At 68.9% G+C, this 22428-nt stretch carries 17 protein-coding genes; 8 read left to right on the plus strand and 9 right to left on the minus strand.

The features are described 5' to 3' along the window. Positions 1 to 81: 81 nt before the first annotated feature. Entirely contained in the window at positions 82 to 2211 is a 2130-nt protein-coding gene (gene murJ, locus ACZ4Z5_RS03770) for a murein biosynthesis integral membrane protein MurJ (RefSeq protein ID WP_468256150.1), read from the minus strand. 28 nt (positions 2212 to 2239) lie between these two features. Next, the gene (locus ACZ4Z5_RS03775; RefSeq protein WP_468256153.1) at positions 2240 to 4516 is read right to left on the minus strand and encodes a DUF6049 family protein; all 2277 of its coding nucleotides are present in this window, start codon (positions 4514 to 4516) and stop codon (positions 2240 to 2242) included. A 172-nt stretch (positions 4517 to 4688) separates the two neighbouring features. Here ACZ4Z5_RS03775 and ACZ4Z5_RS03780 point away from each other — a divergent pair, with 172 nt between their 5' ends. After that, the gene (locus tag ACZ4Z5_RS03780) at positions 4689 to 6155 is read left to right on the plus strand and encodes a CCA tRNA nucleotidyltransferase (RefSeq protein ID WP_468256155.1); all 1467 of its coding nucleotides are present in this window, start codon (positions 4689 to 4691) and stop codon (positions 6153 to 6155) included. Positions 6156 to 6260: 105 nt separating this feature from the next. On the opposite strand, the gene ACZ4Z5_RS03785 is transcribed toward ACZ4Z5_RS03780, so the two are convergent. From ACZ4Z5_RS03785 to ACZ4Z5_RS03795, 3 genes are all read right to left on the minus strand, one after another. Continuing rightward, positions 6261 to 7541 (minus strand): MFS transporter, encoded by a 1281-nt coding sequence (locus tag ACZ4Z5_RS03785; protein WP_468256158.1) that lies wholly within the window; start codon positions 7539 to 7541, stop codon positions 6261 to 6263. Positions 7542 to 7629: 88 nt separating this feature from the next. Continuing rightward, the gene (locus tag ACZ4Z5_RS03790) at positions 7630 to 8712 is read right to left on the minus strand and encodes an inositol-3-phosphate synthase (RefSeq protein WP_468256162.1); all 1083 of its coding nucleotides are present in this window, start codon (positions 8710 to 8712) and stop codon (positions 7630 to 7632) included. A gap of 55 nt (positions 8713 to 8767) precedes the next feature. After that, the gene (locus ACZ4Z5_RS03795; RefSeq protein WP_468256165.1) at positions 8768 to 9451 is read right to left on the minus strand and encodes a PadR family transcriptional regulator; all 684 of its coding nucleotides are present in this window, start codon (positions 9449 to 9451) and stop codon (positions 8768 to 8770) included. A gap of 354 nt (positions 9452 to 9805) precedes the next feature. Here ACZ4Z5_RS03795 and ACZ4Z5_RS03800 point away from each other — a divergent pair, with 354 nt between their 5' ends. Next, on the plus strand, positions 9806 to 12343 hold the full coding sequence (locus ACZ4Z5_RS03800; protein ID WP_468256167.1) for a transglycosylase domain-containing protein: 2538 nt from the start codon (positions 9806 to 9808) through the stop codon (positions 12341 to 12343). Positions 12344 to 12455: 112 nt separating this feature from the next. After that, the gene (locus ACZ4Z5_RS03805; RefSeq protein ID WP_468256169.1) at positions 12456 to 13925 is read left to right on the plus strand and encodes a glycosyltransferase family 87 protein; all 1470 of its coding nucleotides are present in this window, start codon (positions 12456 to 12458) and stop codon (positions 13923 to 13925) included. A gap of 36 nt (positions 13926 to 13961) precedes the next feature. On the opposite strand, the gene ACZ4Z5_RS03810 is transcribed toward ACZ4Z5_RS03805, so the two are convergent. The 3 genes from ACZ4Z5_RS03810 to ACZ4Z5_RS03820 all read right to left on the minus strand — a co-directional run bounded on the left by ACZ4Z5_RS03810 (position 13962) and on the right by ACZ4Z5_RS03820 (position 16687). After that, positions 13962 to 14993 (minus strand): alanine racemase, encoded by a 1032-nt coding sequence (locus ACZ4Z5_RS03810; protein ID WP_468256172.1) that lies wholly within the window; start codon positions 14991 to 14993, stop codon positions 13962 to 13964. Between the two features lie 72 nt (positions 14994 to 15065). After that, positions 15066 to 16184: a lipid II:glycine glycyltransferase FemX gene (locus tag ACZ4Z5_RS03815; RefSeq protein ID WP_468256175.1), complete on the minus strand. Its 1119-nt coding sequence runs from the start codon at positions 16182 to 16184 to the stop codon at positions 15066 to 15068. Between the two features lie 203 nt (positions 16185 to 16387). Next, complete coding sequence (locus ACZ4Z5_RS03820; RefSeq protein ID WP_468256178.1) at positions 16388 to 16687, minus strand: hypothetical protein; 300 nt, start codon at positions 16685 to 16687, stop codon at positions 16388 to 16390. A 253-nt stretch (positions 16688 to 16940) separates the two neighbouring features. Here ACZ4Z5_RS03820 and rpsF point away from each other — a divergent pair, with 253 nt between their 5' ends. From rpsF to rplI, 4 genes are all read left to right on the plus strand, one after another. Then, positions 16941 to 17231, plus strand: a complete 291-nt coding sequence (gene rpsF, locus ACZ4Z5_RS03825) for a 30S ribosomal protein S6 (RefSeq protein WP_053724701.1) — start codon at positions 16941 to 16943, stop codon at positions 17229 to 17231. Between the two features lie 72 nt (positions 17232 to 17303). Continuing rightward, positions 17304 to 17864, plus strand: a complete 561-nt coding sequence (locus tag ACZ4Z5_RS03830) for a single-stranded DNA-binding protein (RefSeq protein WP_468256180.1) — start codon at positions 17304 to 17306, stop codon at positions 17862 to 17864. Between the two features lie 45 nt (positions 17865 to 17909). Continuing rightward, positions 17910 to 18146, plus strand: a complete 237-nt coding sequence (rpsR, locus tag ACZ4Z5_RS03835) for a 30S ribosomal protein S18 (RefSeq protein WP_003949403.1) — start codon at positions 17910 to 17912, stop codon at positions 18144 to 18146. An 18-nt stretch (positions 18147 to 18164) separates the two neighbouring features. After that, complete coding sequence (rplI, locus tag ACZ4Z5_RS03840; RefSeq protein WP_468256183.1) at positions 18165 to 18611, plus strand: 50S ribosomal protein L9; 447 nt, start codon at positions 18165 to 18167, stop codon at positions 18609 to 18611. A gap of 205 nt (positions 18612 to 18816) precedes the next feature. On the opposite strand, the gene ACZ4Z5_RS03845 is transcribed toward rplI, so the two are convergent. Then, complete coding sequence (locus ACZ4Z5_RS03845; protein WP_468256186.1) at positions 18817 to 20163, minus strand: MATE family efflux transporter; 1347 nt, start codon at positions 20161 to 20163, stop codon at positions 18817 to 18819. 415 nt (positions 20164 to 20578) lie between these two features. Here ACZ4Z5_RS03845 and dnaB point away from each other — a divergent pair, with 415 nt between their 5' ends. Then, positions 20579 to 22057, plus strand: a complete 1479-nt coding sequence (gene dnaB, locus ACZ4Z5_RS03850) for a replicative DNA helicase (RefSeq protein WP_468256188.1) — start codon at positions 20579 to 20581, stop codon at positions 22055 to 22057. The last annotated feature ends 371 nt before the right edge of the window (positions 22058 to 22428 follow it).

The raw sequence follows: 22428 nt of genomic DNA on the forward strand, positions 1-22428 counted from the left end.
CAAAGTCACGCCAATTGTGCCCACAGACCGCCGCTATGCACGACACACGGCGGCGGACGATGGTTGTGCTGTCCTTGCCAATCAGCGGCCGAGGCGCCCCCGGACCATACCGACCATCGCGTTGAGTTCCTCGATGCGCATCCGCTTCGCCGCCACGAAGAACGTCCCGAGCAGGACGGCGGCCCCGACGACCAGGGCCACGAGCGACCCGAAGGCCCCCTCGCCCAGGAACTCCAGAATGAGGAAGCCGGCGCCGCCGCTGAGGACGGCGGCCGGGAGCGAGGCGATGCACAGGCGGGCGTAGGTCCGGACGACGTGGGAGCCGTCCAGGTCGCCACCCAGGCGCTTGCTCAGCCTGCGCCACGCCACCCCGACGCCGACGGCGTACGCCAGACCGTAGGCACCGGCCATGCCGACCACGGCCCACTGGGCGGGCAGCACGAGGTAGCAGACCACCGAGACGGCGGCGTTGACCGCCGCGACGATGACGGTGTTGTAGAAGGGCGTGCGGGTGTCCTCGTAGGCGTAGAAGCCGCGCAGTACGACGTACTGCACCGAGTACGGGATGAGGCCGAGGCCGAAGGCCATCAGGATGAAGCCCATGGACCGGGCGGCCTCGATGCCGCTCGCCGCGTAGAGGAGCGTGCACATGGGCACGCCGAGCGCCACGAACGCGAAGGAGACCGGGACGATCGCGACCGCGGAGTTCCGCAGACCCTGCGAGATGTCGTCGCGCACCGCGCCCGTGTCGTTGTCGTGCGCGGCCCGGGAGATGCGCGGCAGCAGGGCGGCCATCACGGACACGGTGATGATCGCCTGCGGCATGCCCCAGATGAGCTGGGCGTTGGAGTAGGCCAGGAAGCCGGCGCCGTCCTTGCCCGAGGCCTCGCCCGCCGCCGTGGCGAGGCGGGTCACCACGATCACGCCGGCCTGGTTGGCGAGGACGAACAGCACCGTCCACTTCGCCAGCCGGACCGTTTTTCCGAGACCGTGGCCCTTCCAGTCGAACCGGGGCCGGAAGCGGAAACCGGTCTCGCGGAGGTACGGGATCATCGCCAGCGCCTGGACGGCCAGTCCGAGAAGCGTGCCGATACCGAGCAGCCGCACGCCCTCCGGCGGAATGGTCGTCACTCCCATCCCGGACTCGGCGGAGGTGCCGTACACCCAGATGAAGAGACCGAAGGTGAAGATCATGACGATGTTGTTGAGGACCGGGGTCCACATCATCGCGCCGAACTTCCCGCGGGCGTTGAGGATCTGACCCATCACCACATGCACGCCCATGAAGAAGATCGTGGGCAGGCAGTAGCGGGCGAAGGTGACGGCGACACCGTCGGCGGCCTGGTTGTCGGCGATGGTCGGCGACATGAGGTGGATCAGCACGGGAGCGCCCGCCACGGCGATCGCCACGATGATGCCGAGGGTGACCATCACCAGGGTCAGCAGGCGGTTGGCATAGGCCTCCCCGCCGTCCTCGTCGTTCTTCATGGCGCGGACGAGCTGCGGCACGAAGACCGAGTTCAGTCCGCCGCCGACGGTCAGGATGTAGATCATCGTGGGCAGGGTGAGCGCCACGGTGAACGTGTCACCCAGCAGGGCGGCACCGAGAGCGGCGGTGATCACCAGGCTCCGCACGAAGCCCGTGATACGGGACACGAGGGTGCCCGCGGCCATTACCGCGCTCGACTTGAACAGCCCGGAGGCACGGCCGCCGGACTTCTTCGGGGCGGGCGGCGCCGGCTCGGGTGCGGGCTCCGGCACACGGGCGGCCGTGCCCTGCTGGTCCCGGTACAGATGCGCGAAGGCGTCCGGCTCCTCGTCGCCGGCCTCGGTGACCAGGTCGTCCACGCCCACGTACTGGGCTGCCGCCGCGGCGTCGCCGTACGGCAGATGGCGGGTCGGACCGTCCGGCTCGGGTGCCGGGGTCTGGGCCCACACCTGCGGATCCGGGGCGTTCCGCGGCGTCGGCGGCTGCTGGTACAACGGCCGGGGGTCCGCATAGGTGCCCGGCGGGGGCGGAGGGTGCGCGGCACGGTCGTAGAGCGCCTCGGCCACCGGGTCCTGGGCGGACAGGTCGCGCTCGCGGTACGGATCGTCCGCGTAGGCTTCCTGGACGTACGGGTCCCGGGCGCTCGGCTGCTGCGGCGGCACGTGCCCCGCGGGATCGCCGCCGGCGCCCTGGCCGCGGTCACCGTCGTACGGCGAGTTCACTGGCGCTCTCCTCAAGCTCGCGCATGGCTCAACGGTCCACTTTCTCACCCGTGCCGGACGGGGTATCGCTCACGGGTCCGGTGTCCGGGGCCGGGTCACTCGGCTGCTCGGGATCGCCCCCGCCCGGCTCCGCTTCCCGTGCGGCCGCCCGCTTGCGCTGGGTGTACATCCTGATGCCCGCGAGGACGAGGAGCAGGACACCGCCCGCCAGGACCAGCATCACCGTCGGGGTGATCTCCGAGACCTTCACGGTGAATGTCATCGGCTCGCCGTACGCGACGCCGTCCGTGGTGTACAGCTGGGCCTTCACCTGGACCGGGCCGTTGGCGTTGGCCGTCGCGGTGAACTTCACCGACTGGCTGTGGCCGTCCGCGATCCTCACCGGGAGTTTCGCGCCGCCCTCGTCGTCGCCGATGCTCAGACGGGCCGGCGACTCGGACTCCAGGCGCAGCACGAGGTTGTCGACGTCCTGCAGCAGCTTGTTCTGCACGGTCACCGGAAGGGTGGCGCTCCGGCCGGACAGGGTCGCGGTCGTCTTCTGGATGAGCCCGACCTCGGTGGTGAGGCTCTGCAGATAGGCCAGCACCCCGTCGCGGTAGGCGCGGGCCCCCTTGACCTTGCCGCGCCAGGAAGTGGACATCGAACGGCTGGTGGCGTTCCCGAACGGTGTGACGACCCGGTCGGGCGAGGTGAGGATCACCTTGAAGTGGTCGAGGGTGTCCTGGGTCTTCTTGATCTCCCGGAACGCCTCTACCGGCAGCTCGCCGGCACGCAGCTTCTTCGGGTACGCCGAGGCGGAGGGCACCTGCGTCCTGGCCTGGGGGTCGGGCTTGACCGCCGCGGCCGCCGGGAGGTCCAGGGGCTCGGTCCAGCGCTGGCTGGCCAGGGCGTGCAGGGCGGCCGCCATGGACTGCGCCTGGCTCGCGCTCGGCATGCGCTGGGGCGCCACGACCACACTGCGCTGGCTGTCGGGCTTCTGCAGGGTGATGGCCAGGGTGTGGGCGAGGAAGCGCTGGACGGCCAGCGTCGAGTCCTCGGCGCGCGCCATGTCGCCCTCGAAGGCGGTGGAGAGCCCCGCGTCGGAGACCACCGCGGTCGTGCCTCCGCCGGTCGGACGGGCCGCGGTGGGCGTGTACGCCAGGTCGTCGTGGAAGTTGTCGCTGCGGGCGATCAGCTGGTGCGCCCCCGCGGACGTCGCCACGTCCACCACGGACGGGTCGAGCGCACCGTTCACGGGCCATGCGAAGTCGAGCGACGGGGTCACATGGAGGACGGTCTCGACGGTGGTCCTGGCGACCTCGGTGGCCGACTGGAGGTGGCTCAGCGATCCCGAGACGTTCTTGCCGCGGTGGGCGAGGGAGGCGAGATCGGGGTCGCCGAAGGGCAGTGCCACGACCTTCTGGTCCTGCACCGCCTTCTCCAGTGAGCTCAGCCACTGCTTGGCGACGGCCTGGTTCCTGCCCGCGACCGTGGTGTCGCCGCTCTTGACCTGGTAACTCCTGGTCATCGCGTCCACCGTGGCCAGCAGATCCGGATCGATCACCCAGGTGACGGGGAGCTGGCCGCCGAGAGCGACGAGCTGCTGGAGCCGGCCGCCGGGCGCGAGCTCCGTGGCCAGGAGGTCGCTGTCGAACACCGGGGTCTGCTGCTCGTCGGAGCCGGTCTCCGCGGTCACATGCGCGGAGGAGATCAGCGGCCAGAGGTAGGTCAGCTGGGTCTTCTTCTCCGGTGCCGCGGGCTGCCACGGGAGGAAGGTCCGCTCGATGCCGAGCTGACGGTCGTAGGTGTCCCGGGCGGTCCGTCCGGAGACGGAGACGCCGAGCTGGTAGACGCCCGCAGCGCCGAGGCCGAGCTTGTCGACCGGCACGGAGAGGGTGAAGTCCTGCCGGACCCTGGCGGGCAGGCCGGCGAAGGTGACCTTGTACGCGTCGTCGGCCAGCTCGGTCGCCTCGCTGCCCGAGGACGCGTTGCGGCGCGCGGCGTCGTCGATCGCCGACCGGGTCGTCAGCCCGGAGCCCACGCGCAGGGCGAGCTCGGCTCCGGTGATCGTCTCCTTGCCGTTGTTGGTCACGGTGCCGGAGATCGTGAGGGTGTCGCCCTTCACCGGGGCGCCCGGGCTCAGTGAGTCGAGGGACACGTCCACCGCACCGGAGGCCTTCTCGGCGGCCGGCGCGGGGGCGGCCGCCGCGGGGCCGGAGAGCAGCCCCGTCACAAGGGGCACGCCGGTCATCAGCACCGCTGCCCTGCGCAGCCATCGACGGGCAGGAGACGGACTCCTTCCCTGGGTGTCTGCAGCCTCGGCCACGCGCTCGCCCGTCCTCGTCGTCGTCAGTGGTCGTCGGATGTGCGTCCACGCATGGTAACGAGATGCGCTGTGCCTGAGTGCCGTGGAGTGCGCCACAAGATCGCTACAGAACGGCGCTTGCCCAAGGAAACCGGGAAGCCCCGGCGGGTTCGTGCACGTACCCTTTTCTGTTGTGCCGAACGCCAACGAAGACAACCCGACTGCACTGAGTGACGTGCAGCACCGCGCAGTGAGCGAGCTCCTGCGGGTGTCCCCCGTCGCCGACGACCTCGCCCGCCGTTTCCAGGAGGCCGGCTTCGGTCTCGCCCTGGTCGGCGGGTCCGTCCGGGACGCTTTGCTCGGCAGGCTCGGCAACGACCTGGACTTCACCACGGACGCCCGCCCCGAGGACGTCCTGAAGATCGTCCGCCCGTGGGCCGACGCGGTCTGGGACGTCGGGATCGCCTTCGGCACCGTCGGGGCGCAGAAGAACGCCCGCGACGAGGGCACGGACCGCCCGTTCCAGATCGAGATCACCACGTACCGCTCCGAGGCGTACGACCGGACGTCACGCAAGCCCGAGGTGTCGTACGGCGACTCCATCGAGGAAGACCTCGTCCGCCGCGACTTCACCGTGAACGCCATGGCCGTGGCTCTTCCGCAGAAGGAGTTCATCGACCCGCACGGTGGTCTGCAGGACCTCGCCGACCGGGTGCTGCGCACCCCGGGGACACCCGAGAGCTCCTTCTCCGACGATCCCCTGCGGATGATGCGTGCCGCCCGGTTCGCGGCGCAGCTCGACTTCGAGGTGGATCCCGAGGTCGTCGCCGCGATGCGGGCAATGTCCGAGCGGATCGAGATCGTGTCGGCGGAACGGGTGCGGGACGAGCTGAACAAGCTGATCCTCGCGTCCCACCCGCGCAAGGGACTCGGTCTGCTCGTCGACACCGGTCTCGCCGCGCATGTGCTGCCCGAGCTCCCCGCCCTGAGGCTGGAGAGTGACGAGCACCACCGGCACAAGGACGTCTACGAGCACTCGCTCATCGTGCTGGAGCAGGCGATCGATCTGGAGGAGGCCGGCCCGGACCTGGTCCTCCGCCTTGCCGCGCTGCTCCACGACATCGGCAAGCCGAAGACGCGTCGCTTCGAGCTGGACGGACGGGTCTCCTTCCACCACCACGAGGTGGTGGGCGCGAAGATGACCAAGAAGCGCATGACTGCTCTGAAGTACTCGAACGAGCAGATCAAGGACGTGGCACGGCTGGTGGAGCTGCATCTGCGGTTCCACGGCTACGGAGGCGGCGAGTGGACCGACTCGGCCGTGCGCCGGTACGTACGTGATGCCGGGCCGCTGCTGGACCGCCTGCACAAGCTGACCCGCTCCGACTGCACCACCCGCAACAAACGCAAGGCCGCCGCTCTGTCCCGTACGTACGACGGGCTGGAGGAGCGCATCGCCGAGCTGCAGCAGCAGGAGGAGCTGGACGCCATCCGGCCCGATCTGGACGGCAACCAGATCATGGAGATCCTGGGGCTGGGACCCGGTCCGGAGATCGGCCGCGCCTACAAGCATCTGCTGGAGCTACGTCTGGAGCACGGGCCGATGGAGCACGAGGCGGCCGTCGCGGCCCTCAAGGAATGGTGGGCGGAACAGAGCTGAGGCGATGTTTCACGTGAAACGTCGCTGAGTGTCGGCCGCCGGTCGTTCGCAGTCAGTACACCGAGGGGCGTTGTTTCACGTGAAACAACGCCCTGGTGGTGTCGGTCAGCCGCTGCGGAGGGCTCGGGCAGGCCGGAACAGGTAGCCGGCCACCGCCAGGTAGACGGCGGACACGGTGATGACCAGAACCGCCGAGCGTCCGTCCGGCGGAAGCATCAGGGCAGCGACGCCGGCGGCGGCGACGAAGGCCACGTTGAAGAGCACGTCGTAGACCGAGAAGACCCGCCCGCGGAACGAGTCGTCCACCGAGGACTGGACCACGGTGTCCGTGGTGATCTTGGCTCCTTGTGTGGCCAGGCCCAGGACGAAGGCCGCGGCCAGCATGGGGGCCGGTGCGAACCACAGGCCGAGGGCCGGTTCGAGTACGGCGGCCCCGGCGGCGCAGGCGATCATCCAGCCGTTCTGTCCGAGCCGGCCCACGCCCCAGGGAGTGAGGACGGCCGCGGCGAAGAAGCCGGCCCCCGTGACGGCGATGGCGAGCCCCAGCAGGGCCACTCCGCCGTCCGAGCCCGGACGGTCCCCGTCGGACCATGCGTACCGGCAGAGCATCAGCACCATGACCGTGAGCGCACCGAAGCAGAAGCGCATCAAGGTCATCGCGACGAGGGCCCGCGCCGCCGGCCGCCGTTCGTGGAGATGCCGCAGACCGGCCACCAGACCACGGGCCGTGGAGGCGAGCACGGCGGCGAGCCCGGTCCGGACGCCGACGGTGTCGGGGCCCAGCAGGGAACGGGCCATGCGCAACGACGCGAGGGCCGCGCACAGGTAGAGCAGGGCGCCCAGCAGGACCACCGCGGTGTCGGAGTCCGAGGCGACCGCACGCAGCCCCAGGGCGAGACCGCCGCCCGCTGTGGCGGCCAATGTGCCGGCGGTCGGGGAGACCGAGTTGGCCATGACGAGCCGGTCGGCGTCCACGACGCGGGGCAGAGCCGCGGACAGTCCGGCGAGGATGAAGCGATTGACCGCGGTGACGCATAGCGCGGAGGCGTAGAGCAGCCAGTCGGGCGCGGTGAGGAAGATCAGCAGTGCGGTGCCCGCGGCCAGGGACGCCCGGAGCAGATTGCCGTGGAGGAACACCTGCCGTCGTTGCCACCGGTCCAGGAGCACCCCCGCGAACGGTCCGAGGAGCGAGTACGGGAGCAACAGCACCGCCATCGCCGAGGCGATCGCGGCCGCCGAAGTCTGCTTCTCCGGCGAAAAGACCACATAGGTGGCGAGCCCCACTTGGTACACGCCGTCGGCCGCCTGGGAGAGCAGCCGGACGGTGAGCAGCCGGCGGAAGCCGGTGAGACGCAGGAGTACGCGCAGGTCACGTACGACAGGCATGCGAGCAAGCGTCACACACGAAGGGGATCCCCGGGCGGATTGCCCAGGGATCCCCTTTCACGGTGCGACGGTGTCGCCGCGTGGCGCGTCAGCGCTCGATCTCGCCCCGGATGAACTTCTCGACGCTCTCGCGGGCCTCGTCGTCGAAGTACTGGACCGGCGGGGACTTCATGAAGTACGAGGAAGCGGAGAGGATCGGGCCGCCGATGCCGCGGTCCTTGGCGATCTTCGCTGCGCGCAGCGCGTCGATGATGACACCCGCGGAGTTCGGGGAGTCCCACACCTCGAGCTTGTACTCCAGGTTCAGCGGAACGTCACCGAAGGCACGGCCCTCGAGGCGCACGTACGCCCACTTGCGGTCGTCGAGCCAGGCCACGTAGTCGGACGGGCCGATGTGGACGTTCTTCTCGCCGAGCTCACGGTCGGGGATCTGCGAGGTGACGGCCTGCGTCTTGGAGATCTTCTTGGACTCCAGGCGCTCTCGCTCGAGCATGTTCTTGAAGTCCATGTTGCCGCCGACGTTCAGCTGCATCGTGCGGTCCAGGATGACGCCCCGGTCCTCGAACAGCTTGGCCATCACACGGTGCGTGATGGTGGCGCCGACCTGCGACTTGATGTCGTCACCGACAATCGGGACACCGGCCTCGGTGAACTTGTCCGCCCACTCCTTGGTGCCGGCGATGAAGACCGGGAGGGCGTTGACGAACGCGACCTTGGCGTCGATGGCGCACTGGGCGTAGAACTTCGCCGCGTCCTCGGAGCCGACGGGCAGGTAGCAGACGAGGACGTCGACCTGCTTGTCCTTGAGGACCTGGACGACGTCGACCGGCGCCTCGGCGGACTCCTCGATGGTGGCGCGGTAGTACTTGCCCAGGCCGTCGAGGGTGTGGCCACGCTGCACGGTGACGCCACTGGCGGGCACGTCGCAGATCTTGATGGTGTTGTTCTCGCTGGCGCCGATGGCGTCGGCCAAGTCGAGGCCGACCTTCTTGGCGTCCACGTCGAACGCGGCCACGAACTCGACGTCCCGGACGTGGTAGTCGCCGAACTGGACGTGCATCAGACCCGGCACCTTGCCGGCCGGGTCGGCGTCCTTGTAGTACTCGACGCCCTGCACCAGCGATGCGGCGCAGTTGCCCACGCCGACGATGGCTACGCGAACCGAACCCATTCCGGTTGCTCCCTGTGTTCTCAGTTCCGATGAGGTCCTGCGGGTGTGCAGGTCCTCATGTGGCGGTGTCGTCGGACGGATCCGGCCGGGCGCTACCCCGGTGCCGGGGCAGGCCGCCCGTGTCTCCAGATGTGTGGTCGGACTCCGCGGAGGTGCCGGTCCCGGATTCCCTCCGGTCCCGGCCCGCCCGCTCGCTCTCGATGAGCTCGTTCAGCCAGCGGACCTCGCGTTCCACGGATTCCATGCCGTGCCGCTGCAGCTCGAGCGTGTAGTCGTCGAGCCGCTCACGGGTACGGGCCAAGGAGGCCCGCATCTTCTCCAGCCGCTCCTCCAGCCGGCTGCGGCGGCCCTCCAGCACCCGCATCCGCACCTCGCGCTCGGTCTGCCCGAAGAACGCGAAACGTGCCGCGAAGTGCTCGTCCTCCCAGGTGTCCGGGCCGGTGTGGGAGAGCAGCTCCTCGAAGTGCTCCTTGCCCTCCGCGGTGAGCCGGTAGACGATCTTCGCGCGTCGTCCGGCGAGTGAGGCGGCCAGGGCCTCCTCGGGGGCGCTGCCGGGTTCCTCGATCAACCAGCCGTTGGCGACCAGCGTCTTCAGACAGGGATAGAGGGTTCCGTAGCTGAACGCCCGGAAGATCCCCAGCGAGGTGTTGAGCCGCTTGCGGAGTTCGTATCCGTGCATAGGGGCCTCGCGGAGCAGGCCGAGCACGGCGAACTCGAGGATGCCGGAGCGTCTGCTCACCCGTCGCCTCCTCCTCTGCCGGGGACCCTTATGTCGTGCTGATGTATCGACTCGATACATCACGACGATAGAGGCGTGGTTCCGCTGCGACAAGTGGGGCCTTTGTGAGCGGCGTCACATCACTAATTCGTCACATGTGAGTTGCCTGATTTGGGGTGGAATTCGGCCCTGGGTAGCTTTCGGTCCTGCGTAGTCTGTGCGGCATGCATTCCGCGGGAACCGCTGCGCGCCAGGGAGCGTCACCGTCCGGGATGGACCACGGGCGAGTCGGACCAAGGGTCTCGTCCGTATATCGGGGGGACTGGAACTCAACTGCCGCTTCAGGCGCTTGCCTGCCCGAGGAGTAGTCGTTCGATGAGCGAGCACCGTCGCAAACCGCCGCAGCCGCAGGGCGGCGGACGTGCCGCGGCACGCCGCGCCGCCCAGCAGCTGCCCGGCCGCCGCGCCAACCCCATGCAGGGCAACGCCAGCAGTCCCTATGGCGACGAGCCCTCCTACGGAAGCAGAGCCGAGGCCCGTCGCGCCGCCCAGCGGGGCGGCAGGGGCCGTGCGGCCGAATCGCCGAAGGGGTTCATCGACTACCCCCGGGCGGGCAAGCAGGGCCTCGGCCGCTGGGTCCCGTCGTGGAAGCTGGTCGCCGGCACCTGCTTCGGCCTGTTCGCGATCGGCATGGCAGGTGCCGGTGTGGCCCTCGCCATGGTGGAGGTGCCCGACGAGAACAAGGCCGCGCTGGCGCAGAACAACGTCTTCTACTGGAACGACGGCAGGACGCAGCTGGCCTCGACCGGTGGTGAGGTCAACCGGCAGATCGTCCCCATCGAGAAGATCCCGCCGCCGGTGCGGAACGCGGTCATCGCCGCGGAGAACGCCACGTTCTACGAGGACAAGGGCGTCGACCCCATGGGCGTCGCCCGCGCCGTGGTCAACATGGCCAAGGGCGGCCAGACCCAGGGCGGCTCGACGATCACGCAGCAGTTCGTGAAGAACACCTACCTCGACCAGAGCCAGACCATGACGCGCAAGGTCAAGGAGCTGTTCATCTCCATAAAGGTCGGCGCGACCATGAACAAGGACGACGTGCTGAAGGGCTATCTGAACACGGCCTACTTCGGCCGCAACGCCTACGGCATCCAGGCCGCCGCCCAGGCCTACTACAAGAAGGACTCCGACGACCTCGACGCCTCCGAGGGCGCGTTCCTCGCTGCTCTACTGAAGGGCCCGAACCTCTACAACCCCGACGGCGGCATCGGCCCGGGCGCCGAAGCCCACAAGAACACCCAGCGTGCCCAGGAACGCTGGGCGTGGATCCTGGACCGCGAGGTCGAGGTCGGCCGGATGACCGCGGCAGAGCGGGCCACGTTCACCAAGTTCCCCACGCCCAAGCCCTCCCAGCTGGTGACCGGTCTCAGCGGCCAGAAGGGCTACCTGATCGAGACCGCCAAGAAGTACGTGCTGAAGCGCACCAACCTCACCCCGGAACAGCTGGAGCGCGGCGGCTACCGCATCTACACCACCTTCGACGAGAAGAAGGTGAAGGCGATGGAGGCCGCGGTCGCCAAGACCCGCAAGGAGTTCCTGGACGACAAGGAGCGGCCCGCCACGGACAAGTTCGTCCAGTTCGGCGCCGCGTCCGTCGACGTCAAGTCCGGGGCGATCGTCGCGCTCTACGGCGGCGAGGGCTGGGACAACAAGCACTTCACCAACAACGCCGACACCTCCGGCGTCCCGGTCGGCTCGACCTGGAAGCCGTACGTGCTCGCCGCGGCGATGGAGTACGGCACGCCCAACAGCGGCGGCCGCGGCCTGTCGGTCAACAGCAAGTACAACGGCAACGACCTGATCGTCATCAAGGGCCGTGACGGCCAGCCCCTGAAGAACGCCCGGGGAGAGCCGTTCCGGCAGAAGAACGAGAGCACGACCCCGTACGGCTACGTGACGCTGAACCAGGCGATGGAGAAGTCCATCAACACGCCCTTCGCCCAGCTCGGCATGGACGTCGGCCTCACGAACGTGAAGTCGGTCGCCATGAAGACCGGCATCCTCGAGGAGTCGATGGCGGATCTGAACGCCTCCTTCACCCTCGGTACCTCCACGCCGAGCGCGATCCGGATGGCGGACTCGTACGCCACCTTCGCGGCGTCGGGCGTCCACCACGAACCCTTCTCGGTGACCAAGGTCGTCCACAACGGGGCGGAGGTCCCCGGCTTCGGCGCCCCGGAGGGCCAGCGGGCGATGGACGCCGACATCGCGGACAACATCACCGAGGTCCTGGAGAACGTCGTCAAGAACGGCACCGGCAAGAAGGCCCAGAAGCTGGGCCGCCCGGCCGCCGGCAAGACCGGAACCACCGACAAGAACAAGTCGGCCTGGTTCGTCGGCTACACCCCGCAGCTGTCCACCTCGGTGACGCTGTTCCGTACCGACCCCGAGGACCGGAAGCTGCTGTCCATGAACGGCACGGGCGGTGTCCCCTCCATCCACGGTGGTGACATCCCGGCCGAGGTGTGGACCAACTACATGCGCGAGGCCCTGAAGGGCCAGGACGTCGAGGACTTCCCGCAGGCCACCGAGATCGGCGAGGTCGCGGACGCCGCAGGCGCTCCGACACCGAGCCCGTCGCCGTCGGAGCCCAGCGGAACGCCGTCCCCGACGCCTTCCGACTCGGAGTCGCCCTCGGACCGGCCTTCGCCGAGCAGGAGCAAGGATCCCGACGGCCGCCCCTGCAAGCCCTGGGACTGGACCTGCAACGGCGACACAGCGGGCGTCGACGGGGGAACCGACCCGACCGGAGGAACGACGGACGGAGGAATCAGCCCGAGCCCCTCACCGTCGGACTCCAAGCCGGGCAAACCCGGAGGGTTGTTCGGCGGAACGGACGGCGGCAGCAACTGACGCCCCGCCCGTGAGGCCATGAGCCTGCAAGCCCAGGAGGGCCGCCGCACCCGAGCGACAGGGTGCGGCGGCCCTCACCGTTTCCCCGGCCCCGTACGGCAGGATGTGGCCCATGACGAGCGTGCACGAAGACCGGCCCGTGGTTCGGCCCACGCAGCAGGACGAGGTGGCGGCGGCCGGCAGCGAGCTGATCGGCGGCCCGGTCGGCCGCTGGGCACGCCTCGGCGGCGGCTCGCTGACCCCCGTGCGGGTGATCGCCCTGGTGGCGATCGGCATGTTCGCGCTCGGCATGGTCCAGAAGATCCCCTGCTATGAATGGGCCTGGTTCCGCGGGGTGAACTCCCAGTACACCCACGCCTGCTACTCGGACATCCCGCACCTCTATCTCGGCCGGGGCTTCTCCGACGGCCTCGTGCCCTACTTCGACCGGCTGAACGGCGACATGGAGTTCCTCGAGTACCCCGTGCTCACCGGTCTGTTCATGCAGGTGGCCGCGTGGCTGACCGCACCCTTCGACGGATCCCTGCAGTTCCGCGAGCAGGTCTACTGGATGGTCAACGCGGGGATGCTGCTGGTCTGCGCGGCCGTCATCGCGGTCTGCGCGGCCCGGACCCACCGCCGCCGCCCCTGGGACGGGCTGCTGGTGGCCCTCGCCCCCGCCTTCGCGTTGACCGCCACCATCAACTGGGACCTCCTGGCGGTCGCGCTGACAGCGGCCGCCGTCCTTTCCTGGTCCCGCGGCCGTGCCCTGGCGTTCGGCATCCTCATCGGGCTCGCGACCGCCGCGAAGCTCTACCCGGTGCTGCTCCTGGGCCCGCTGCTCGTGCTCTGCTGGCGCGCCGGCCGCTGGCGTGCGTACGGCACCGCCGTGCTCGGCGCGGCAGGTGCCTGGCTCGCCGTGAACCTGCCCGTGATGCTGCTCGCGACCGAGGGCTGGAAGAAGTTCTACACGTTCAGCCAGGAGCGGCAGATCGACTTCGGGTCGTTCTGGCTGATCATCACCCAGCGCACGGGGCGGCCGATCGAGATCGAGACCGTCAACACCGTCGCCACCCTGCTGATGCTGGTCCTCTGCGCCGGGATCGGTGCGCTCGCGCTCATGGCGCCGCAGCGGCCGCGCTTCGCCCAGCTGGCCTTCCTCGTCGTGGCGGCGTTCATCGTCACCAACAAGGTCTATTCGCCGCAGTACGTGCTGTGGCTGATCCCCCTCGCCGCGCTGGCCCGACCCCGCTGGCGCGACATGCTCGTCTGGCAGGCAGGCGAGGTCGTCTACTTCCTCGGGATCTGGATGTACCTCGCGTACACGATGAGCGGCGACAAGCGGCAGGGGCTGCCCCCCGAGGGCTACCAGCTCGCCATCGCCGTCCACATCCTGGCGACGCTCTACTTCTGCGCCCTCGTCGTACGGGACGTCCTGATGCCGGACCGCGACCCGGTGCGCCGCGACGGCTCGGACGATCCGTCGGGCGGGGTGCTGGACGGGGCGCCGGACGTGTTCGTCATCGGACCCGCGGCACAGCCGTCCCGCGACCTCGCGCCCGCCGGTGAGCCGAAGGCGGAGTGGGGCGCGGTCCGGAACTAGAGGGTGTCCGGGTGCCGCGCCCCGGCCGGGCGGGTGTCAGTGGTCGACGAGCCGGTCGAACTGCGTGGTGGTGTGCCGCAGGTGTGCCACGAGCTCGTCGCCGACCTGCGGCTGCGGGGAGTCCGACGGCACGAAGAGGATCGACACCTGCATGTGCGGGGGCTCCGCGAACCAGCGCTGCTTGCCGGCCCACACGAACGGGGAGAGGTTCCGGTTCACGGTGGCGAGACCGGCCCGGGCGACGCCCTTGGCCCGCGGCATCACACCGTGGAGCGCCTTCGGAGCCTCCAGTCCCACACCGTGGGAGGTTCCGCCCGCGACGACGACCAGCCAGCCGTCGGAGGCCGCCTTCTGCTGCCGGTAGCCGAACCTGTCGCCCTTGGTGACCTGGGTGACGTCGAGGACCGAGCCCCGGTACTGCGTCGCCTCGTGGTCGCCGAGCCACAGCCGGGTGCCGATCCGCGCGCGGAACCGCGTCTGCGGGAACTGCTGCTGGAGCCGTGCGAGGTCCTCGGAGCGCAGATGGCTCACGAACATGGTGTGCAGCGGCAGACGGGCGCCCCGCAGCCGGTCCATCCAGCCGATGACCTCCTCGACCGCGTCGGTGCCGTCGGTGCGGTCCAGCGGGAGGTGCAGCGCGAAGCCCTCCAGCCGGACGTCCTCGATCGCCGAGGCCAGCCTGCCCAGCTCGTCCTCGCCGACACCGTGACGCTTCATCGAGCTCATGCACTCGATGACGACCCGCGCGCCCACCAGCGCGTGCACCCCGTCCACGGACGAAACGGAACGGATCACCCGGTCCGGCAGCGGCACCGGCTCCTCGCCCCGGCGGAACGGGGTGAGCACCAGCAGATCGCCGCTGAACCAGTCCTTGATCCGTGCCGCCTCGTAGGTCGTGCCGACGGCGAGCATGTCCGCGCCGAAACGCGTCACCTCCTCGGCCAGGCGCTCGTGCCCGAAGCCGTAGCCGTTGCCCTTGCACACCGGGACGACCCCTGGGAACTGATCGAGCACGGACTTCTGATGCGCCCGCCAGCGCGCGGTGTCGACGTACAGGGTGAGCGCCATGGCCGGTCCGGAACCTTTCTCTGGACTGCGGTGGGGGTCGGGGTGAGCGGTACGGATCTGGTGAGCGGAACGTCAGCGCCGCGACATGTAGATGTCGAGCGCCTTGTGGAGCAGCTTGTTCAGCGGGAAGTCCCACTCCCCGACGTACTCGACGGCCTCGCCGCCCGTGCCCACCTTGAACTGGATCAGGCCGAACAGGTGATCGGTCTCGTCCAGTGAGTCGGAGATGCCGCGGAGGTCGTAGACCGTCGCTCCCATTGCATAGGCGTCGCGGAGCATCCGCCACTGCATCGCGTTGGAGGGACGGACCTCACGGCCGATGTTGTCGGAGGCGCCGTACGAGTACCAGACGTGCCCGCCGACGACCAGCATCGTGGCCGCCGAGAGGTTCACGCCGTCGTGCTGGGCGAAGTACAGGCGCATACGGTTGGGGTCCTCGGCGTTCAGGACCTGCCACATGCGCTGGAAGTACGAGAGTGGGCGGGGGCGGAACTTGTCGCGCACCGCGGTGATCTCGTACAGCCGCTGCCACTCGGCGAGGTCCTCGTAACCGCCCTGGACGACCTCCACACCGGCCTTCTCGGCCTTCTTGATGTTGCGGCGCCACAGCTGGTTGAAGCCCTTGAGGACGTCGTCGAGTGAACGGTTCGCCAGCGGCACCTGGAAGACGTAGCGGGGCTGCACATCGCCGAAGCCCGCGCCGCCGTCCTCACCCTGCTGCCAGCCCATCTTGCGGAGCCGGTCGGCGACCTCGAAGGCGCGCGGCTCGACGTGGGTGGCCTGGACGTCGCGGAGCCGCTTCACGTCCGGGTCCTGGATGCCGGCCTTGATGGCCCCGGCGTCCCAGCGCCGGATGACGACCGGCGGGCCCATCTTCACGGAGAACGCGCCCTGGTTCTTCAGGTGCGCCAGCATGGGCTGCAGCCAGTCGTCGAGGTTCGGCGCGTACCAGTTGATCACCGGGCCCTCGGGCAGGTACGCGAGATAGCGCTTGATCTTGGGGAGCTGCCGGTAGAGGACCAGGCCGGCACCGACGATCTGATCGTCCCTGTCGAACCATCCGAGGCTCTCGGAGCGCCACTCCGTCTTGACATCAGCCCAAGCCGGGACCTGGCAGTGGCTCGCCGCAGGCAGGCTCTGGATGTACGCCAGATGCTGCTCTCGGCTGATGGTCCTCAGGGTCAGGCTCATGTGGGGCGCTCCTCGGCAGGTGTGTCCCCATGGGGTCAGGGGCTCCGGCTCTCGCGCCGAAGCCTACTGCGCCTGGGAAGCGCCGGGTTTGGCCGCACGGTTCAGCGCCACGCGGCAGGTGGGACCGGGTGCCTCCCGGACTTCTCGGAGGACCCGTCCCGGAGCCTGCCGGGAAGAGCGAGCCGTCCCGCCTCAGTCCCGTCTCAGAAGAGCCCGCCGTTGAACATGGCGAGGAAGAAACCGACCGCGGAGGCGCCCAGTCCGACGATCAGAGCGAACCGCTCGCGGGTCGTGACGGAGATGTACTGCCCGTAGGCACCGGAGAGGATGCCCAGCAGTCCCGCCCAGGAGCTCAGCAGGTGCAGTTCGCGGAACATCGCCGAGATGAAGGCCACCGCGCCCAGCACCACCGTCACCACGACCAGGGTGTCCTGGAGCGGGTGCACCTTGCCGTCACTGGCCAGGAGGGAGGCGGAGGAACGCGATCGGACTGCCTGTGCCATGGAGCACCTCCAGCGGAACGCGGCGCGGGATCCGCACCGCTTTATCCCAATGGGTACAGAGTGCGGCTCCCTGCCGCCGGATTTCAACCGCAGGGCACAAGGCAGGTACTCTGTACGGTCTGCGCCGGTGTCTGCCCTGCCACGCCCCGATCCCCCGGGATTGTCAGTGGTCGCGGATACCGTTGCTTACGCATCACGACCCTCCTGCCACGGAACGACCGTGGCCGCTGAGTCCAAAGGAGGTGGGTTCCACATGCGTCACTACGAGGTGATGGTCATCCTCGACCCCGATCTCGAGGAGCGCGCTGTCTCCCCGCTGATCGAGAACTTCCTCTCCGTCGTCCGTGAGGGCAACGGAAAGGTCGAGAAGGTCGACACCTGGGGCCGTCGTCGTCTCGCCTACGAGATCAAGAAGAAGCCCGAGGGCATCTACACGGTCATCGACCTGCAGGCCGAGCCTGCGGTCGTGAAGGAGCTCGACCGTCAGATGAACCTGAACGAGTCGGTCCTCCGGACCAAGGTCCTCCGTCCCGAGACGCACTGAGCTTCCGGCTCACCGCTCGGGTCCGAGTAGCAACACAGCAGCCAGCAGCAATCCCCGCCGAGAGGTTCATCCATGGCAGGCGAGACCGTCATCACGGTCGTCGGCAACCTTGTCGACGACCCCGAGCTGCGCTTCACCCCTTCCGGTGCGGCGGTCGCGAAGTTCCGTGTCGCGTCCACCCCGCGCACCTTCGACCGGCAGACCAATGAGTGGAAGGACGGCGAGAGCCTGTTCCTGACCTGCTCGGTCTGGCGGCAGGCGGCGGAGAACGTCGCCGAGTCGCTCCAGCGCGGCATGCGTGTCGTCGTCCAGGGTCGGCTGAAGCAGCGGTCCTACGAGGACCGCGAGGGCGTCAAGCGCACGGTCTTCGAGCTGGACGTCGAGGAAGTCGGCCCCAGTCTCCGCAATGCCACGGCCAAGGTCACCAAGACCACCGGTCGCGGCGGCCAGCAGGGCGGCTACGGCGGCGGCCAGCAGGGCGGCGGCTGGGGAGGCGGCCAGCAGCAGGGTGGCGGCGGCGCTCCCGCCGACGACCCCTGGGCCTCCAGCGCCCCGGCCAACGGCGGCCAGCAGGGCGGGGGCAGCTGGGGCGGAAGCTCCGGCGGCGGCTACTCGGACGAGCCGCCCTTCTAAGGGCAGGCCCGTACCCAAACTTCTTGATCACACAGGAGAAACACCATGGCGAAGCCGCCTGTGCGCAAGCCTAAGAAGAAGGTCTGCGCGTTCTGCAAGGACAAGGTCACGTACGTCGACTACAAGGACACGAACATGCTGCGGAAGTTCATTTCCGACCGCGGCAAGATCCGTGCCCGTCGCGTGACCGGCAACTGCACGCAGCACCAGCGTGACGTCGCCACGGCCGTCAAGAACAGCCGTGAGATGGCGCTGCTGCCCTACACGTCCACCGCGCGCTAAGGAAAGGGTGACCACAGCATGAAGATCATCCTGACCCACGAGGTCTCCGGCCTCGGCGCTGCCGGCGACGTCGTCGACGTCAAGGACGGCTACGCTCGCAACTACCTGGTCCCGCGCGGTTTCGCGATCCGCTGGACCAAGGGTGGCGAGAAGGACGTGGCACAGATCCGCCGCGCCCGCAAGATCCACGAGATCGCGACCATCGAGCAGGCCAACGAGGTCAAGGCCAAGCTCGAGGGCCTGAAGGTCCGCCTGGCCGTCCGGTCCGGCGATTCCGGCCGCCTCTTCGGCTCCGTCACCCCGGCCGACATCGCCTCGGCGATCAAGTCCGCGGGTGGTCCGGAGACGGACAAGCGTCGCATCGAGCTCGGCTCCCCGATCAAGACCCTGGGCGCGCACCAGGTGTCCGTGCGTCTGCACGCCGAGGTTGCCGCCAAGGTCGGCGTCGAGGTCATCGCCGCCTGATCGCTGCGTCAGCAGAGCAAGTGAAGGGCCGTACCCCCTTGGGGGTACGGCCCTTCACCGTGCTGCCGGTTGCTCGGCAGACCCGCCTTTGGTGGGGCCCCTGTGGTGGAGGGTCGGTGGAAGGCCGTTCAGGCTGTTCACGTGAACGTTCGAGCTGTTTCACGTGAAACGGACAACCCTGCCTGTTTCACGTGAAACATCCGGTTCAGCGAGTGGCTCCGGTGACGAGCCAGCGGCCGGAACGGGCCCGGAGCCAGAGCGTCAGCATGCGGACCGCCATCATCAGGGTCATGGCCCACCAGAGGGCCGTGAGGCCACCGCCGAGCGCCGGTACGAACAGGGCGACGGGCGTGAACACCGCCAGGGTGACCAGCATGGCCCCGGCCAGATACGTTCCGTCCCCTGCGCCCATCAGCACTCCGTCGAGGACGAAGACCACCCCGGCGACGGGCTGGGACAGCGCGACAACGAGCAGCGTGGGCGTCAGGGTGTCCTGGACCGCCGCGTCGCCGGTGAAGAGCGGAATGAACACGGGGCGTGCGACGACGACCAGGGTTCCGAGCACCACCCCGGAGACCAGGCCCCACTCCACCATGCGCCGGCACGCCTGACGTGCGCCGTCGGTGTCGCCCGCGCCGAGGTGCCGGCCGATGATGGCCTGCCCGGCGATGGCGATCGCGTCGAGGGCGAACGCCAGCAGGCTCCACAAGGACAGGATGACCTGGTGGGCGGCGATGTCGGCGTCACCGAGCCGTGCGGCGACGGCGGTGGCCACCATGAGGATCGCCCGCAGGGACAGCGTCCGGACCAGCAAGGGGGCGCCCGCCTGGGCGCAGGCGCGGATGCCCGCGGCGTCGGGGCGGAGCGAGGCGCCGTGGCGTCGGGCTCCGCGGACGACCACCACGAGGTAGGCGCAGGCCATGGCGCACTGCGCGATCACCGTGCCCCACGCGGATCCGGCGACGCCGAGGTCGGCGCCGTAGACCAGGGCGACGTTGAGCACGGCATTGGCGCTGAAGCCGGCCAGGGCGACGTAGAGCGGGGTTCTGGTGTCCTGGAGGCCGCGCAGGACGCCCGTGGCGGCGAGGACTACCAGCATCGGGGGGATGCCGAGGGCGGCGATGCGTAGATAGGTGGCGGCATGCGGTGCTGCGGTGGCGGACGCGCCGAACAGGTCGACGAGCCAGGGTGCGGCGGGCAGCACCACGGTGACGACCGCGGCGCCCAGGAGGGCGGCGAGCCAGATGCCGTCCATTCCCTGGCGTATGGCCGCGGGGAGATCGCCCGCTCCGACACGGCGTGCGACGGCTGCCGTGGTGGCGTAGGCGAGGAAGACGAAGACGCTCACCGCGGTGGTGAGCAGGGCCGCCGCGATGCCGAGCCCTGCGAGCTGGGGGGTGCCCAGGTGTCCGACGATCGCACTGTCGACCATGACGAAGAGGGGCTCGGCGACCAGGGAGCCGAAGGCCGGAACGGCCAGCGCGACGATCTCGCGGTCGTGCTGTCTACGGCGGATCGAGGGTGTCGTGGAAGCCTGGGTCACGCTCTCCATTCAATCGTCCACAGGTAAGAGACGCAATGTGATCCTGGTCCTTACAGAAGTGTGTGGTCGTGGCATCCCTGTGCGCCGTTTGTTCTGATCTTGAGCCAGTGGGAGAAGTTTTTCTCCTGCACAACCAGTGGACGGAAAACCACCAGGTCAGAGCGCTGCGTATGGAGACGCTATGACTTTGTCCACAGCGCTGTCCCCCGCTCCGTGCACAGGATGGGGCCGGTTCTCCACAGCATCTGCCCAGTCGTCCACATGGCCTGTGGATAACCAGATTGGCTGACGGTGCCCGCGGCCCTAACGTTGTCCGTCGCCCGACGCGCCGATCGCGGAGTCGGGCTTCTCGTTTTGTCAGTGCCGTGCCCTAGAAAGAGTGGCATGGCGAGGTCCGCCGCGCGGACGGGAGGAGGTGGCCCGGGTGACCGTTCCCGAGCCCTTGGACGATCCGTGGGCCGATCTCGGACCCAGCGATCGTCTGCCTGTCTCCCGCCCCCGGCGCGGGGAGGGGCGAGGCCGGGAGGAGCAGCACGAGCGGGGCCGCGACGGGGGTTCCTGGGACGGTGGAGCCCAGGGCTTCGAACGGGTCCCTCCACAGGACATCGATGCCGAGCAGTCCGTGCTCGGCGGCATGCTGCTGTCCAAGGACGCCATCGCCGACGTGGTGGAGGTGCTCAAGGGCCCCGACTTCTACCGCCCTGCGCATGAGACGGTCTACCAGGCCATCCTCGACCTCTACGCCAAGGGCGAGCCGGCCGACCCGATCACGGTGGCCGCAGAGCTGACCAAGCGCGGTGAGATCACCCGCGTCGGCGGCGCCTCCTATCTGCACACCCTGGTCCAGTCCGTTCCCACGGCGGCCAACGCCGCGTACTACGCGGAGATCGTCCACGAGCGGGCCGTGCTGCGACGTCTCGTCGAGGCGGGCACCAAGATCACGCAGATGGGATACGCCGCGGACGGCGACGTCGACGAGATCGTCAACTCGGCCCAGGCCGAGATCTACGCCGTCACGGAACAGCGCACCAGCGAGGACTACCTGCCGCTCAGCGACATCATGGAGGGTGCGCTCGACGAGATCGAGGCGATCGGATCGCGCAGCGGTGAGATGACCGGCGTACCGACCGGCTTCACCGACTTCGACTCGCTTACCAACGGTCTGCACCCGGGCCAGATGATCGTCATCGCCGCCCGTCCCGCCATGGGAAAGTCCACGCTCGCCCTGGACTTCGCCCGGGCCGCGTCGATCAAGAACAACCTGCCGAGCGTGATCTTCTCCCTCGAAATGGGCCGCAACGAGATCGCGATGCGCCTGCTGTCCGCCGAGGCGCGGGTCGCGCTGCACCACATGCGTTCCGGCACGATGACAGACGACGACTGGACCCGTCTGGCCCGGCGCATGCCGGACGTCTCGGCCGCCCCCCTCTACATCGACGACTCACCGAACCTCTCGATGATGGAGATCCGCGCGAAGTGCCGTCGGCTCAAGCAGCGCAACGATCTGAAGCTCGTCGTCATCGACTATCTCCAGCTGATGCAGTCCGGCGGGTCGCGGCGCGCGGAGAGCCGCCAGCAGGAGGTCTCGGACATGTCCCGGAACCTCAAGCTGCTGGCCAAGGAGCTGGAGATCCCCGTCATCGCGCTCTCCCAGCTGAACCGTGGCCCGGAACAGCGCACGGACAAGAAGCCGATGGTCTCGGACCTGCGTGAGTCCGGCTCCATCGAGCAGGACGCCGACATGGTGATCCTGCTGCACCGCGAGGACGCCTACGAGAAGGAGTCGCCCCGCGCCGGCGAGGCGGATCTGATCGTCGCCAAGCACAGGAACGGCCCGACAGCGACGATCACGGTCGCCTTCCAGGGTCACTACTCGCGGTTCGTCGACATGGCACAGACCTGATCGTGACGTGTGGGGTCCCACGAGCCGTGGCACATTCTCACGATCTTGGCATCGAACGCGGCATCGAACGGAGAAACCGCAGTTCAGCGGCTCGGGGGTTCCGGCCAGTCGGCCGAGACCACGAGGAAATGCCACGTTCGTGAGACTGAGCGGCTGTGCCATCCGCCTGAGACTGCGGAAGAACCGTAGGTCGGCGGGCCCGGCCTGTGCCACGAGCGGCGAGGCCCTACATGACGTGTATGGGTTCTCAAATCCCTGTCGGAATCTCACGGTCGATGTCGGACGGAAGTCGGATCCGACATCGACCGCGAGACACCGCAGCTCAGCTGGCCGCACTGGCGCCGCTGGTCAGCGGAGCCGGCGAGTTCCGA

It is taken from the genome of Streptomyces sp. NPDC030222, from assembly GCF_055573115.1.